Origin of the sequence: Leadbetterella sp. DM7, assembly GCF_040829825.2 — a bacterium.
GTDB lineage: Bacteria > Bacteroidota > Bacteroidia > Cytophagales > Spirosomataceae > Leadbetterella.
The window spans coordinates 1-15041 of sequence record NZ_JBFOLH020000012.1 but is presented as its reverse complement, the minus strand read 5'-3'; the positions used below and the strand labels follow the sequence as shown (position 1 = coordinate 15041).

Genomic DNA, 15041 nt, shown 5'->3' with positions numbered 1-15041 from the left:
AATTTTCAAAAATATCAAAAAGTCGGCATTTTACCCTTACATCTCGCCCCAAACCGGTTCTTTACTGCAGTTCAGGGCACAAAAACCGCGGGGTCGATCCGGCTGTTCAGCACTTTATTTTTTAATATGACCCGGGTATAGTCTTCAGACGGCTCAATCATTTTCACCTCACTGACCGCGTTGTTCTCAAAAGTAAGCTCGATCTCCCGGATATATTTTTTGAGAGAAGCCTCCCGGGTGGTCAGCCGTACCCGTGTCTTTTCTCCGAGCCGGCTAAACGAAAACACGAATTCAGGCGCATCAAACATATTGCCTGTGACACTCCCGGAAATAAGCTTGTTCAGCTTTTCCAGTCGTTTGCCGGCATTGATGTCTTTCTTTTTGCCGTCGTCATTAATGTACATTTTGTTTTCAAGGAATAAAACGCTGTACGGCGAGGGCGAAGTGTATTTCCACAGCACCTGCCCGGGCTTGCGGAAGCTGAGGCGGCCTTTGCTTTCGGCTGCTTTGGCCAGGTAACGCGAATGCCGCATCTGGGTGAAGTCGGCCGTAAGCGTCTCCGTCTGTTCGGCCAAACGGCGGACACCTTCTTTAAACGCCCGGATTTCTGCCTCGCTAAGGGCTGTTTCCTGCTGCCCGGCTGCTTCAGAGGCATGTAAAAACAAAAACAGGATCAACAGCATTCCCTTATATTTCTTCATACGCTTCAATAGTAAATAATTCATCCAGGGAAACCGACCGTAACGCCTTTTCCCCCAGCTTATCCAGCAATTCCCGGAGCACATTAACGCTCCTCTCCGACGTGTCGTGCAGCAGGATCACCCTGCCGGGCTTCAGCCGCCGGAAGATACGGTCAAGAATTTTCTCTTCCTGCCGGATCACCGTATCCAGTGAGCGGATGCTCCACCCCATAACGGTGTGTCCTGTATATTGGACTGCTTTTTTCACCGAAGGATTAGTCACCCCGTAAGGCGGACGGTAAAATTTTACCTTTCGCGAAATCACGGCCCGGATGGCCCGGTCGGCAGCCCGGATCTCTTCTTCCATTTGCCGGACATTCATAAAACCGGTATTCCGGGCATGCGAGTACGTATGGTTTCCTACGGTATGCCCCTCGGTCAGCATCCGCTTCACCAGCTCCGGGTATTTCTCCACCTGCCTGCCGATCAGGAAAAAGGTGGCCTTTTGCCCGTGCTCTTTCAGCAGGTCAAGCACCTCGGCGGTATAAGGAGTAGGACCGTCGTCAAAAGTGAGCGCTATATGCTCCGAAGCTGGATTTTCGTGCCGGGCTTGCAGGTGATAGTTCCAGCGGACAGAGAATGAACCCGTAACCGCAAGAGCCAGCCACACCAGTACAGGAATAAGCAGGAAAAACGCGCTCACCGGGTAAAAAAAACGAATACCTAGCCACAATAGTATTCCCGAAAGCAGGAAGGCCGTATTTGACCGGTGGGTCAGCATCCTGAAAGCAGGATAAAGCTATGATCGAGCCCCCGGTATTGATTATAGAGAAGAATATTCCGGTAGCCCGGCCGGGTTTCTCCGCTTAACAGAACGGCCTCCGGCAGCTGTTGCTTTTTGAGTATACCGGCTGCCAGCCCGAAACCGAATGCCGATGCGGTGTTGTATTCACCGCTCAGGTGCTTGTAGTGCACAACGGGTATTCCGGCCGGAAATTCGCTCAATAAGGCGGGATAATAGTCCTGGAACTGCGTGTCGTCGTTCTTCCCAATCACCACGGCATCGATGGCTTCCACGGGGGTACCGGTTCGTTGCAGGAACTGCAGCAGCCCATGGCCGGTAGCCTCCGGCTCAAGCCGGTTCATGACCTGCACATCTTTCAGCTGTGCGTAGCTCTGCTCCTTTTTTCCGGTTTCTAAAACGAAAAACGAGGCCCCTTCGCTGTACGACGCGCCGGGAGAGTCTTCACCCGTTTTGATCAGTCCTGCCAGCGCAAACAGGCGGTAGGTAAAATCTGCCTTTTCGTCTACCCCACCCACCAGAATGGTGCGGGCTTCGCCGTTCAGAAGCTGGAGACGGGCATCTACCAGGGCCGATTCAAAGGAAATGGCCCCGTTAACATACGAGAAATTATAGGCTTTGCAGCCCAGCCCCAGGGCAATCTGCGCCCCTACGGTATTGTGGGTAGACTGGATAAACGCCGTAGGAGTCAGGAAGGCTTCCTGGTTTTCAAGAATGGCCATCAGGAAATTCTCGGAGTCTTTGATACAGCCTACGCCGGTACCCGTGATAATGGCATCCAATTCAGGCGAACCCGCCTCTTTCAGGGCAATCGCCGAGGCCACCACGCCGTTTTTCACACCGGCGCCCATCCGGCGGATCATGGCCGGTGAGATATATTCTTTGTAAGGCGGTGCCACTACAGGCAGGATATAGCCTTCCGGCGCGATTATTTCTTCCGGGAAACTGCCGTCAAATGTTTTCTGGGCAGATATGCATCCGCTTCCGTTAATGTAAATCATCTGCCGCCGTAAATAGTAAAGTGGAACAATTTCCGCCGAAACCAAAGGAGTTCGACAATACATGGCGGACCTCCTTTTTCTGCAGCGAGGTCTCCGGTACCAGGTCAAACTCGGGCATGGGGTTCCGGAAGTTCAGGTTGGGCCAGATCATGCCGTGCTGCAGCGAAAGAACGCTGTATACCGCCTCAATAGCACCTGCCGCGGCCAGCGTATGGCCGGTATAGGGCTTGGTAGAGCTGAACGGTGGCACCCGGTCTCCGAAAATATTGATCAGCGCCCGGCCTTCTGACAGGTCATTGTTGCCGGTGGCCGTACCGTGCACGTTGATGTAGCTGATCTCATCGGGGCGCAGTCCTGCCAAGCGCAACGCTTTTTCCATGGCCAGGGTAGCGCCTTCGCCGTTTTCTGACGAAGCCGTCTGGTGATAGGCATCATTGGCGTTTCCGAAACCGGATAAATAAGCTAAAACTTTCTTGTTTTCTGCTTTTATCACTTCGTCCGATTCCAACACCAGGTAAGCAGCAGCCTCGCCCAGGTTCAGTCCTTTGCGGTCACGGTCAAACGGGGTGTTTTCCGTATCTGACAGGATCATCAGGGTTTTAAAGCCGTTAATGGTAAATTTGGCCAGCGCATCGGTCCCGCCTACCACCACACGGTCAAGCTCGCCCGAAGCGATCATCCGGGCACCCAGCATGATGGCATTAGCCGCTGAAGAGCAGGCCGTGCTGATGGTGGTTATGAAACCGTGTATCCCGAGGGCGTCGGCAATCTTATGGGTGCTGTCGCCGGGATCATGGCTCAGGATATACCTTCTTATCGCTTCATTTTCCAGGTACGAGGTGAAATACTGCTCGGTGGTGTCCATTCCGCCCACGCTTGTGGCCGAGACCAGTCCCGTTTTCCATTTCCCGGTACCGGTAATGCCGGCATGTTCAACCGCCTGCCGGGCAGCCATCACCCCCAGCATAGCTGTACGGGTGTAGTTATTTCTCTCTTCTAAATTTAGATATTTAGCTAATTCTTTATTTGTCTTTTTAATCTCCCCTACCCGGATCACGTCTTTGTGCACTGTATCCAGGTTTTCAATGCGGGATATGCCGGGTTTCAGCTCCACCAGCGAACGGAAATTTTCTTCCACGGTAAGACCAATGGCTGAAACGATCCCCATTCCTGTAATACCTGCTTTTCCCATTTATTTTGTTCTGTGCTCTGCAATATAGGCGGCCATGGTGTTAACTGACCTGAAAATATTCCTGCCTTCTTTCGGATCTGACAGCTTGATGCCATAGTCTTTATCAAGCATGACAATCAGCTCCAGGGCATCGATGGAGTCGAGTCCCAGCCCGTCGCCGAAAAGGGCGTCATCGTCGTTAATATCGGCGGCCGTAACGTCTTCCAGGTTAAGTGCGGCTATAATTTTTTCTTTGATCTCCTGTTTGTCCATTTATATCAATTTGTTTAAATTCTGTTCATTATGCTCCGTCAGGCCTTCGCTTCCCACCCGGTATACCAGGGCACGGTAGCTTTCGTCCAGCATTTCCACCCATCCGCACAGTACATCGTCTGCTTTTCCGGTGCGGATCAGCGAGTCGGCATACACCGGGAAAAACGCCGCCGGGAAGTTTTCAAACACAAAGAAACTATTTTCTGAATAAAGTTTATACTTTATGCTGATTTCTCCCAAACAAATGTTGGGCAGGGTGTATACAAAGACCGCCGGGCTGGGATAATACGCTTCTTTATCGTCAATAGACCGCTGGTAAACGAGGTCGGTATCCAGTGAAGAAGAGCGGTTGGCAAAGACCAGGGCCGTATTTTTTTCTTCGGTCAGCACCTGTGAAGCCGCCAGGAAAGCCAGCTTGCTGAGCTTATCCATTTTGAAGAACTTCGGGTACGCCAGGCCGAAATGCTGGTAAGCCATTTTGGCAAAATCGGTAAACTGAGCGGCTCCGGCAGAAAAGACGGTTTCCCCGTTCAGCCGGATCGCCCCGCCGCTGATCTCGCAATAGTCCTGTATGTAGAATGCTTTGCTCAATTTAACTTTTCAAAAATTACGGCGGTGTTGCAGCCCCCGAAACCCGAGGCCGTCTTCATAAAATACCTGACTTCTTTTTTTTCGGGCGCTTGCACCACATGAATCTCCCGCGAAACCCCCGGTGTCTCAAAGCCTAAAGAAGGATACAGGATTCCCCTGCGGGCCGATTCAAAGGAGATCACGGCTTCGAGTAAGCCGGAGGCTCCCAGGGTATGGCCGAAATACCCTTTCAGGCTGTTGACCGGCACCCGGTTCAGCCCGAGGCGGTCCAGCGCTATGGCTTCCATTTCATCGTTGTACTCCGTAGCGGTGCCGTGGGCGGAAATAAAGTCGAGGTCGTGGCCGTTCAGCCCGGCCTCTTCCAGCGCCCGGCAAATACTCCTGTAAAGCCCTTCACCGGTACGCGAGGGCCCGGAGATGTGGTTGGCGTCATTCACGGCCCCGTCGCCGGCTACCCGGAACAGCCCGGGCTCTTTCGTTACCAGCGTGGCGGCAGCGGCTTCGCCCAGGGTAACGCCGTCGCGGTTTTTATCGTAAGGCCTGCAGGGGCCAGAGCTGAGTGCCTGGAAGCCCGCAAACCCGCTCAATACAAATTCAGTAACTTCATCACCGGCCACGATATAAACGGCATCGTAAGCTCCGGCATCAATTACCCGCTTCGCTACCGCTACGGCCAGGATACCCGAAACACAGGCGTTGGAAAGCACCCAGGGGGTTTCACGGAAGCCAAAATGCCGGGCTACTTTCCGGGCCATTTCCGACAGAAAAGTATCGGTTACAGGTTCTTCACCGGTCAATGCGCTGATATTTCCCTTGGTGGTAGACACGAGGAGGAGCGACCGCCCCTGAACCGGGTTGCGTTCAATAACCGGCTCCAGGGCCCGGATCAGCATGTTTTCCAGGCGGGTAAAGCCTGCGTGGGCAAGCACAGATCCGGTAATCCGGGCGGCATGGTACGGCACGGGAAGCAAGCCGCTGTTCTCAAAAAAACGTATACCGCTTACGCCCTCATCGAGCCGGGCCAGCGTAGCAGGCAGGTCGGCTCCCAAAGGAGTGAAGCAATTGTAGTCCGCAATAAAACTCATGTACCGTTTTTGAGGTGTGCAAATTTAACGGAAATCCATGAAGGAAAAAACAGGATGCAAACGCTAAACAATAAAACACCCCGGAGAACAGTTTATATGAATAATAACAAACGCACAGATATGAAGAAATATATCGCCGTAACTTGTCTTCTTTTTTCCTGTATAGCACCGGCTTTTGCCCAAAGGGAAACCAATGCCATCCGGTTTTCACCGGTAGGGGTTAATGAAGTGGGTACCACCGTGGGCATCAGCTATGAAAAGTACCTGGCCCAGAATTCCAAGCTCAGCCTGGTTTTCCCGCTGGATGTGGTATTCCGGCAACATGACCAGCTCTGGACCTCAGACGACCGTTCCAGCCCGGCCTATTTTTACTTTACACCCGGCTTTAAATTTTACCCGGCATCTCAGGAGCGACCGGTTAAATACGCCATCGGCTCCAACCTGGTGCTGGGCTCAGGAAAAAGATATTATTACACGTCCAGCTCTGTCAGCAGCGACGGCACCTGGCGCGATCGCTATAAGCTGTCTAACAATACCCGCCTCGGGGTGATGGTCACCAACTACGTCAATTTTGATATTTCGCGCAAGTTTACAATGGGCATTAACCTGGGCTTCGGGTTGTTGTATGTAGATAAAAGTGCCAATAAGCAGAACGATATCGGGGGAACGGTGCAGCTGAGCACCAATTTCGGGTTTAAGTTTTAAGGGAGACTCACTTTGGGGCAAGCCTGAAAACAACAGGCTTGTAAATTAGCTGTACTACGCCCGATCTGAAAATATTGGTTTTGATCAGCTCAAGGTTTAAGCGTTCTTTTAAATCTTCAAATAATGGTTTCCCGCTTCCCAGGGCGGTTGGGTGTACCGATATCCTGTAAATATCAATAAGCCCCGATTCAATAAACGTTTTGATAAGACTTGCACCTCCGTAAAGCCATATATCTTTACCGCTTTGCTGCTTAATATCTGCAACATTTTTAGCTATGTCCGTATTGATAAAAGTTGCTTTTTCGTCTTCCCTGTTTTGGCTTGAAAAAACATACTTTTTCTTTGAATGAATGTTTTTCCAAAATTGCGCTTCGGCTTTATCTGTATTTTCACCGGGTACAAAATTGCCCCAGGTATCGTAGCTTATCCGGCCGTAAAATATGGTATCTATCGTAGATAAAAATCCGTCAAAATCCATATCATCGTCCATAATACACCAATCAATTTCTCCGTTTGCCCCTTCAATAAATCCGTCTAAACTCGTAGCTAAATCTAAAATTACTTTTCTCATTTCTTTATGGTTTACACAACCAATCAAATTTAATACTTCCTTTTGATTTATCCTCCTTAGTGAAACCGGATTTCCCACGTACCTTAACCGTGGTATGAGATTCGTTCCAAATCGTTTTTGAAGCTAACAGGATTATCCTGTCAACACTGCAAAATCCTCTTTAAGCAGGAGCTGCTCAGGCAACGGGGCAAATCGGAAACCTATAAATACAGGTCCTCACTGAACGTTACCGGCTACGCTCTCCCTCCAACGTTGAAAAAATCCGGGGTAAGCAAGGCTGAGCTCTCCGGCGGCATCCACAAATACCTGCGTGGTCTCACCGGTGCAAACCACTTCGTTATTGCTGTTATAGATGGTGAACAGGAAGATCATCTTGGCGGCGGGAGAGTCTACCAGCGCGGTTTCTATCCTGCCCGTTTCACCGTAGCGAAGCGGCAGCTTGTGCTCACAGACGGTTCTGACAATGGGCGTGGTATAGCCTGCAGCCTGTACATCGAGGTAGGAGATACCGTATTTTCTTCCGAAAGCCTCGCGGCCGTCTTCGAAGTATTTGATGTAATTGCCGTGCCACACAATACCCAGCGGATCTGTTTCATTGAAGCGCACCCGGAAATCACAGCTCATGGTCAGCTGCTCAAAAATTTTATACGGCTCTTTTCTTTTCATCGTACACAATCGCTATTCCTGTCATAAGCACAAAAAACGCCAGCAGCAGGGCCAGGCGGGGCAGAATGGCCCACAAATCCGAATTCCGGAGTATTACATCATAAAACGCATTCAGGCCCCAGTTCATGGGCGAAAGCCCCGAAACAAACTGCATAAATGCCGGCATGGCAAATACCGGCACCCAAACGCCGCCAATAGCAGCCAGGATGACCACCGAGGTAGCGCCAAACGGGGCCGACTGCTCCTGGGTCTGGCTCACCGTGCCCAGGAGAATCCCAAACCCGATGGCCGCAAAGCCCGAGCACAGGGCCACCACGCTCATCAGGAGGAGCTTGCCCCCGGCCTGCAGGGGCTCAAGCCCCAGTAAAGGAAAAAGATAAACCCCTACCGCCACCATCAGGTAAAACTGGATCATACAAATCACCAGGAAAGTAACGGTTTTTCCCATAATGACCATGATGTAGGGCATGGGCAAAGTTCTCAGCCGCACCAGCGTTCCCTGTCCTTTTTCTTTTACCAGGTTTATGGATAACGGAATAACGATAAAGAAAATGGCAAAGAGTGTCCAGGCCGGCACGTTGTGCTGGGTGGCATTCGGGATCAGCTCCCGGGTGCCGGTTACCGGCATAATTTCTTTGAAGCGGAGAAAAGATTTCTGGCTGAGAATGGCCACGCTGTCGCTCAGCTGCTCCTGGAAGAGCGAATACACCGACTGCACCTCCAGTTCAGACACCATCTTGTCAATGCTGTTTTTCACCGCACTCTTGAACGCCAGCTGGGTAGCCGGGTCAAAATAGAGGCGGATCTCCTTCGTTTCCACCTCATGAAAAGCGGCGGAGCTGTCTTCACCGATACCTACATCTTTCAGGATCTTGTCTACATTCACCTGCACTTTCTGATGCAGGTCGGCAGAAAGGTTTTCCGGAACAATGACCGCCATGGGGTAACGGCCTTTAAAGACCTCGTTACGGGCCTGTTCTTCGGTAAGCTGCTTACCCTCCTTTTCCGAAACGATCTCGAAGCTGCCGCTGTTCTCCAGGTTTTCACGGATGCCTTTGGAAACACTTCCATGGTCATTGTCGATCAGCAGCACCGGGATTTTGGCATTACTCAGTGTTTTGAAAGACCCCTGCTGAATGAGGGTTACCGTGATGATCAGCGCCAACGGCATCACAAACAGGATGATCAGCGCCCCGGTGTCCCGCAGCAGGAGCAGGCTTTCTTTTTTAACCGATGCCCAAAGCTTATGCATAATCTCTCAGTTCTTTTCCTACCATCGATAAAAACACGTCTTCCAGCGACCGGGCCTGCGGCACGCTCCCGATAAGCTGTTGCGGGGTGCCCTCTGTAAGCACCTGGCCGTGGTCAAGAATGGCTACACGGGTACAGAATTCCTGGGCCTCGATCAGGTGGTGCGAGGTATAGATCAGGGTGGTTCCCCCGCGGTTATACGACTTTAAAAATTCTATGATAACGTTTTTGCTCTGGATATCCACGCCTACGGTAGGCTCATCAAGGAACAGCACCATGGGCGAATGCAGGATGCCGGCAATCAGGTTCACCCGTCTTTTCATCCCGCCTGAAAAGGTTTCTATTTTCTTATCGGCATATTTCAGAAGGCCGAGGTGATCCAGGTGCTCTTCCACATTCTGTTCGAGCGCTTTCCCTCTCAGCCCGTACATGCTGCCAAAGTAAACCAGGTTTTCACGGGCACTCAGCGAAGGATACAGGGCGTATTCCTGGGGTACCACGCCAATGTTTTTCCGGATCTCCTCCCCTTGCGAGCGGTATGACCAGCCGTTGATCGTGAAATCGCCGCTGGTAGGACGGATCAGCCCGCAGAGCATGGAGATAAGCGTGGTCTTGCCGGCTCCGTTGGGCCCGAGCAGGCCGAAAATTTCTCCCCGTGGAACAGCCAGCGTCAGCTCATTTACCGAGAAGTCTTCCGCCTCGCGGTATTTTTTACTTAGTGTATGAATCCGGATAACCGGTTCGGGACTGTTTTTCAGGGTCTCGCTCACACCGCTTTTTTTAATTTCTTAAAGAATGCCTCCTCCCGGTCGGCCAGCCGGTCAAGCTGGTCGGCCAGCGCCTGGTACATGCCGTCTTCCGTTTTCCGGTTCTTCAGGATACGCGATGCGTTCAGGGCAAAATCACGCCATTCATCGCCTATGCCGGTCATTTCCTGCGACAGCGCTTTGAGCTCCGGTTTTTCCAGGATACCGGCGGCTTCCTGAAGGAAGGCCGCATAGATATACCGGAACCCGCCGCCCCCCGTGCCGATCTCCTCCTGCATGCGCACAATCTGCGCCAGGTAATGATTGGTGGCTTTCACACCCACTTTTTCCGGCCATTTCCGGATTTTGCGGGCCACCAGCCGCTCGCCTTTCACCCCCACAATGGGTACGGGAGCCAGCATGGTGGAACAGGCGCTTTTAATGGCCTTAACGATGGCTTTTTTGAGGTCGATATCCTTCGGAATATGGATCGGGAAGTACATCTGCCCCTGCGGCGCCAGGGCGCCCTTGGCATACCGTACCTTTTCCAGCTCTTCCGGGCTCAGTAAGGTGATATTTTCCATCACCGGGTCACTCACCAGGTATTTCCCTTCTTCCTTCCCGAAAATCACCAGGTTATGGGCATTGAAGTGAAACCGGTACTGGTCAGGAAAATACGGCAGGTTAAACACGCCTACCTGCAGCCCTGTGGGAATACCGTTAACCAGGTTTTCTTCCAGCGCCCTGCGGGCCTCTTCCGGGTCAGAAAATTTCTTCCGCCTGATCCGGATGCCCAGGCGTTTGGCTACCCGGCTGAAGATAATGCCCGGCTGCGGACGATAGCTGATGGCCGGCGCATGATTCACTTTCAGGAAAGGAATATATACGAAAAAAATACCCGAGCCCAGGCCAAAGACCATGGGTTCGCTTAAATTCAGTCCATTGTGCCGGAGCAGGTTGGAGGCCACTCCGTTCTCACAGTGAGCCGACTGATGATGTTCAAATTCAACAACCATTATTCCGGTTTATAGTTTTTTAGTTCTTCCGGGGTAATATTAAAGGCCTGCGCATACCGTGCCAGCACCTTGTTACCCAGCCGCTTAAAAACGGCCGGCTTCAGGTGCCGCTTTACTCGCCACATCCAGAGGCCCGTATACCCGGCCAGCACCTGGAGGTCCATTTTATTGAGTTCCATAAAGTAGAGGATAGGGCTGGCTTTCCCGTCCCTGATCTTCTGCCTCGCCTCTTCCACCCATTCTTCAATGGCTGCAATGGAGTTATCCAGCGCTACGGTTTTGGGTTCCCAGCCCGTACTGAGCGCGGTGGTATAGTTCCCGTCTTTGTCTACGGCATAGCACAGCTCCCGCATATTGGCGGAGGCCAGGTTACTCTTGTCCTGGGGTACTTCTTCCTTTTTCATTGCCTTGTTCCTGGATAAACAGATTGATTTCTCCCTCCAAAAGTAATGTTTCCTCCTGAAAAGTGCGGCATTGTACCCGGCAGGTGCTGTAATTTTCCGAATCAAACCTTGACAGTAGCACGGCCTTTGTCACCAGCCGGGTACCTACAGCAGGCTTCTGCAGGATGTTGATCCGGCGGATAGAGCTGATAAAGCCGATCACCTCGTTCTCCGTTTCATCGAGAAAGTATGTCTGGGCCACAATGCAGGAGGAAGTCTGGGCCGCATTTTCTATCATGCCCGATTCGCTCAGGTAACCGTCTTCCACAAAGACCGACTCGGGAGAAATATAAAATTCACATTCCACGCCTTCTGCCGTAATCTCCCGGATGCCGTCTACCATCTGCATGGGCTTCTTGTGCGGCAGGTAACGGTGTATTTCCAGCAGCCTTTTCATGAAGCCAGCACCGTTTTCATCTTGCCGGAAGCCACCGGCAGATCATTGACAAACGTTTCTACCGCCACCAGTGTAATTCCCATAAACTCCTGCAGGATCTCCACACGGGTAGTGAGGGTCTCTCCTACCGCCGGCAGGCGGTGAATGGATACATTGCTGATAGAACCGATATAGCCCACAGGCGCCGACTCATTTTTCAGGTAATACCGGTACCCCGTGTGGAGGGCTACTGACTGGGCCATATGCTCTACAATTCCTCCTTCGAGAAAGACCCCTTTTTCGGCAAAAATATCGGCCGGCTGTATTGTGTAACCTGAATCAATGCTTGTTTCCGTGTAGTGAATGAGGGTATCCACCATAACAAAAGGATACTTCTGGGGCAACAATTCAGCTACACTGATCATACGCTCACCACGGTTAAAAGGGCATACGAATAGGTAAACCGGGCACTTTCGGGTACCGAAAGCAGGATCTTCTCCCCTGCTTTCAGGCGGCCGGAGGCAAGCAGCTCTTCCAGCATCAGGTATATCGAGCCCGCACCTACATTTCCTACCCGGGCCAGGTTCATGAACCACTTTTCCGGAAGTATGGGGGCTCCTTTTTCTTCCAGCGATTTTGCCAGCCCGCTGACAAAATAATGCGACGAAACATGCGGCAGGAAATAATCGATCTCCGACGACGCCAGGTGATGCTTGTCAATGGCCAGCTTCAGGCTTTCTGCTCCTTTTTCGAGGATATGCTGGTCAAGAAGGCGGGTATCCTGCTTGATGGCAAAGAGCGACTGGTTCAGCCATTCTTTCGGCTCGTATTCGCTCCAGGGCTTTACGTTGCCGTCTTCCTGCTTCTCTCCGCCGGCATACATGCAGGTTTCCAGCTCGTGGGCGTACGAATAGCCTTCCATCCATTCTATTTTCAGGGAAAGCGGTCCGCGGGGTTGGTTTTCCAGTAAAAAGGCACCGGCCCCGTCAGAGAGCATAAAGCGTAAAAAATCTTTTTTAAAGGACAGGATAGGCTGTTCTTCCAGCTTTTCAAGGTTCTCGATCTCTGCATTGAACTTGTCGGCCAGCATCCAGGAAGAGGTCCGTTCCGATCCCGCGCACACGGCGTTCCGGGTTCCGTCCGACTTCACCGAAAGGTAGCCGAATTTCAGGGCGTTCATGCCGGCGCAACAGTTGCCCGACGCACAGTTTACTTCCAGGTTCCGGTTTTGCAGGAACCCGTGAACCAGTACCGTATGCGAGGGCATCAACGTATCGGGTGAAGAGGTGCCGCACGACAGCAATTCCATATCCTCCGGTCCGAAGCCTTCTCCGTAAAGACCTTCAATGGCCTTTGCGGTCAGCTGTGCATTGGTGTGTGTGCTGGCTCCTGATTGATCGAAAGCGTAGTATCGTGTTTTTATCCCGTTATTTCTTAATACGATTCTTTTGGCCCGTGAAGCTGCATTATTGACCAGGCCCAGGTAATTTTCCATTTCGTCGTTGGAAACCGGGTCATTGGGTAAAAACTTCGCCGCGCGGGTGATATAAACTTCTGCCATAAATCTAAACTCGCTGAAAATATTCTTTCTCTTTTAAAAATGATCTCCTCCAGAACGGATACGTCAATATATGAAACACAAACACAACAGGAGATACCACATACAATGCCAAAATCACGTAAATGTTGAATAGCTTCAGCAGGAATTTCCTTTGAGCAGGCCGTTTTTCAATGATCTGAGCCCACTTTTTAAAGATTGCGTTCCCTTTCTGGTCTACCGACAGCAGGAAAGAGCTGACCCGTACGGCGCCATTGGCCGCCAGCTCGGGCTGAAGACTGTTCAGCGTACCCGCTTCAAGGTGCTTCTGAATGATCCGGCCGAACTCTGCTGCCCCCCGGATATCTTCTTCCGATACGCCGGGCATAGGGAAAATGCCCAGGTATTTCCTTTTTATGCCCGAAAACAGCCAGTCGACGATCGTCACTACGCTCACCAGGTTTCCGGCACGGTCTACCAGCGCCACATTTCCTACCAGGTCAGCACCCGCTTCCTTCAGCAACTTTTTGACTTTTTCCTGGGCCAGGATCCACATATTGCGGGTGCCGCTGACGGTCACCACCGGCCGGCCCGACAGGAGCTTCCGGCCCTCGTCGCTCTTCAGGAAAGATGTCACAGGAATAGACGGGCTCAGGAACCACACCTGGTAATGAAAAAGAACAAGGTCATAGTCACCTTCCAGGATCTCCGGAGGTACGGGCTTCAGGCGGTGGGGCCGTTGCTGAAAAGAGTCGGGGAAGCTGTCGAAAAAACTGTCGCCCGTCCACGGAAAAGGAAACTCCTCCTCCATTTTGATTTCATGAAAAACCACGTTACAGCCCGCTAAAGGCCCTACTATACTATCTGCTATGGCCTTTAGCTGGCCCGATTGCGTATAGTAAACCACGAGGATATTTTTCTTCATCAGCTCTATTTCCGGAAACAATTTGCAAAATTAATGATTTGGATTACAAAAGTTGAGAAAAGCGGTTACATTTTGAAAAAGGGGAGGATATTTCAAAGGCATAAACAAAAATCGCTTCGGAGGGATTGGGTGAGCCGGTTGATAAATATATTAACGAACCATTACATCAGCTCCGTTTGAATTTCCTAATTTTGAAAGCACAAAACAATAGTAAACCTGCAACAAAATTATGAAGCCAAGAGATATTTTACTGTTTAACACCACGAACCAGAAAGTTAATGTATCGGTTTATTTTCAGTCCGGTACATTTTGGCTTACGCAAAAATCCATGGCAGAATTATTCGGAGTAAGAGTCCCCGCGGTTAGCAAACACCTGAAAAATATTTTTGATACCGGAGAATTGGCGGAAAATTCAGTTATTTCCAAAATGGAAACAACTGCTACAGATGGCAAAGTTTATGAAACAAATTTCTACCGTTTGGAAGCAGTCCTGGCAGTTGGTTACAGGGTCAATTCGGTTCAGTCCACCGAATTCAGGAAATGGGCCACACAGACTTTAAATGAATTTATTATCAAAGGTTTTGTTTTGGATGATGAGCGGCTCAGGCAAGGCAAACATTTCGGACAAGATTACTTTGACGAGTTACTGGAGCGCATACGCGAAATCCGTACAAGCGAACGCCGGTTTTATCAGAAAATAACTGATTTATATGCTTTGAGTACAGATTATGAAAAGGACAGTATGCAAGCCAGAAACTTTTTTGCAATAGTTCAGAACAAGCTGCATTGGGCAATTACCGGAAAAACGGCTGCGGAGATCATCTATAGCGAAGCAGATGCCACCCAATTGTATATGGGGTTAAAAACCTGGAAAGATGCACCTGACGGAAAAATTCAAAAAAGCGATGTTTCGGTTGCCAAAAATTATCTGTCGCACGGGCATATCGCTGAACTGAACAGGATTGTATCTGCTTATCTGGACCTGGCAGAAAACAACGCACAGCGCGGCATTGCCTTTAATATGCAGCAATGGACAAAATTTCTGGATAGTTTTCTGGAGCTGTCCAATTACCCGGGGATATTCAGTAAATAGAATTGAAATCGGTTGTTGAATAATTTTTTGACAGCCGATTTTGTTTTTTTAAAGAAATGCTAGCCAGAGATTTTGCTGATGGGATACTATGTTGTTGTCAAGGGCCTTA

At 50.7% G+C, this 15041-nt stretch carries 19 protein-coding genes; 2 read left to right on the top strand and 17 right to left on the bottom strand.

Annotated features, from left to right (window positions below; translation table 11 throughout):
* Positions 1-71: 71 nt before the first annotated feature.
* Genes lolA2 through AB2U10_RS13460 form a run of 7 tightly spaced genes read right to left on the bottom strand, consistent with a single transcriptional unit; the run spans position 72 to position 5603 of the window.
* Positions 72-701, bottom strand: a complete 630-nt coding sequence (gene lolA2 / locus AB2U10_RS13490) for a flexirubin biosynthesis/transport protein LolA2 (protein ID WP_367915435.1) — start codon at positions 699-701, stop codon at positions 72-74.
* A complete protein-coding gene (locus AB2U10_RS13485; RefSeq protein ID WP_367915436.1) occupies positions 688-1461 on the bottom strand; it encodes a polysaccharide deacetylase family protein in 774 nt (257 codons plus the stop codon). Before AB2U10_RS13485 ends, lolA2 begins: the two co-directional genes overlap by 14 nt.
* Entirely contained in the window at positions 1455-2483 is a 1029-nt protein-coding gene (locus AB2U10_RS13480) for a beta-ketoacyl synthase chain length factor (RefSeq protein ID WP_367915437.1), read from the bottom strand. The genes AB2U10_RS13485 and AB2U10_RS13480 overlap by 7 nt, the downstream gene beginning before the upstream one ends.
* Entirely contained in the window at positions 2470-3675 is a 1206-nt protein-coding gene (locus tag AB2U10_RS13475; protein WP_367915438.1) for a beta-ketoacyl-[acyl-carrier-protein] synthase family protein, read from the bottom strand. Before AB2U10_RS13475 ends, AB2U10_RS13480 begins: the two co-directional genes overlap by 14 nt.
* The gene (locus AB2U10_RS13470) at positions 3676-3927 is read right to left on the bottom strand and encodes a phosphopantetheine-binding protein (RefSeq protein WP_367915439.1); all 252 of its coding nucleotides are present in this window, start codon (positions 3925-3927) and stop codon (positions 3676-3678) included.
* Positions 3928-4518: a 3-oxoacyl-ACP synthase gene (locus AB2U10_RS13465; RefSeq protein WP_367915440.1), complete on the bottom strand. Its 591-nt coding sequence runs from the start codon at positions 4516-4518 to the stop codon at positions 3928-3930.
* Positions 4515-5603, bottom strand: coding sequence for a beta-ketoacyl-[acyl-carrier-protein] synthase family protein (locus tag AB2U10_RS13460; RefSeq protein WP_367915441.1), 1089 nt, complete (start codon positions 5601-5603; stop codon positions 4515-4517). Before AB2U10_RS13460 ends, AB2U10_RS13465 begins: the two co-directional genes overlap by 4 nt.
* A 120-nt stretch (positions 5604-5723) precedes the next feature.
* On the opposite strand from AB2U10_RS13460, the gene AB2U10_RS13455 reads away from it, so the two are divergent.
* Entirely contained in the window at positions 5724-6308 is a 585-nt protein-coding gene (locus AB2U10_RS13455; protein ID WP_367915442.1) for a hypothetical protein, read from the top strand.
* 7 nt (positions 6309-6315) lie between these two features.
* Here AB2U10_RS13455 and AB2U10_RS13450 read toward each other — a convergent pair whose 3' ends face one another.
* The 10 genes from AB2U10_RS13450 to AB2U10_RS13405 form a co-directional block, all read right to left on the bottom strand.
* A complete protein-coding gene (locus AB2U10_RS13450) occupies positions 6316-6879 on the bottom strand; it encodes a dihydrofolate reductase family protein (protein ID WP_367915443.1) in 564 nt (187 codons plus the stop codon).
* A 216-nt stretch (positions 6880-7095) separates the two neighbouring features.
* Positions 7096-7545: an acyl-CoA thioesterase gene (locus AB2U10_RS13445; protein ID WP_367915444.1), complete on the bottom strand. Its 450-nt coding sequence runs from the start codon at positions 7543-7545 to the stop codon at positions 7096-7098.
* Positions 7523-8797: an ABC transporter permease gene (locus AB2U10_RS13440; RefSeq protein ID WP_367915445.1), complete on the bottom strand. Its 1275-nt coding sequence runs from the start codon at positions 8795-8797 to the stop codon at positions 7523-7525. The genes AB2U10_RS13445 and AB2U10_RS13440 overlap by 23 nt, the downstream gene beginning before the upstream one ends.
* A complete protein-coding gene (locus AB2U10_RS13435; protein ID WP_367915446.1) occupies positions 8790-9566 on the bottom strand; it encodes an ABC transporter ATP-binding protein in 777 nt (258 codons plus the stop codon). Before AB2U10_RS13435 ends, AB2U10_RS13440 begins: the two co-directional genes overlap by 8 nt.
* On the bottom strand, positions 9563-10558 hold the full coding sequence (gene darH, locus AB2U10_RS13430) for a BtrH-related acyltransferase DarH (protein ID WP_367915447.1): 996 nt from the start codon (positions 10556-10558) through the stop codon (positions 9563-9565). The genes AB2U10_RS13435 and darH overlap by 4 nt, the downstream gene beginning before the upstream one ends.
* Complete coding sequence (gene DarG, locus AB2U10_RS13425; protein ID WP_367915448.1) at positions 10558-10962, bottom strand: flexirubin biosynthesis protein DarG; 405 nt, start codon at positions 10960-10962, stop codon at positions 10558-10560. The genes darH and DarG overlap by 1 nt, the downstream gene beginning before the upstream one ends.
* Positions 10928-11398 carry a hotdog family protein gene (locus tag AB2U10_RS13420; RefSeq protein ID WP_367915449.1) on the bottom strand — a complete coding sequence of 157 codons (471 nt, stop codon included), beginning with the start codon at positions 11396-11398 and terminating at the stop codon, positions 10928-10930. The genes DarG and AB2U10_RS13420 overlap by 35 nt, the downstream gene beginning before the upstream one ends.
* Positions 11395-11802, bottom strand: coding sequence for a hotdog family protein (locus tag AB2U10_RS13415; RefSeq protein ID WP_367915450.1), 408 nt, complete (start codon positions 11800-11802; stop codon positions 11395-11397). Before AB2U10_RS13415 ends, AB2U10_RS13420 begins: the two co-directional genes overlap by 4 nt.
* Complete coding sequence (gene darB, locus AB2U10_RS13410; RefSeq protein WP_367915451.1) at positions 11799-12938, bottom strand: dialkylresorcinol biosynthesis protein DarB; 1140 nt, start codon at positions 12936-12938, stop codon at positions 11799-11801. The genes AB2U10_RS13415 and darB overlap by 4 nt, the downstream gene beginning before the upstream one ends.
* 4 nt (positions 12939-12942) lie before the next feature.
* Positions 12943-13839, bottom strand: a complete 897-nt coding sequence (locus AB2U10_RS13405) for a dialkylrecorsinol condensing enzyme DarA (RefSeq protein WP_367915452.1) — start codon at positions 13837-13839, stop codon at positions 12943-12945.
* Between the two features lie 229 nt (positions 13840-14068).
* Between AB2U10_RS13405 and rhuM the strand changes: the two genes are divergently transcribed.
* Positions 14069-14932: a RhuM family protein gene (rhuM, locus tag AB2U10_RS13400; RefSeq protein ID WP_367915453.1), complete on the top strand. Its 864-nt coding sequence runs from the start codon at positions 14069-14071 to the stop codon at positions 14930-14932.
* Positions 14933-15041: the final 109 nt, after the last annotated feature.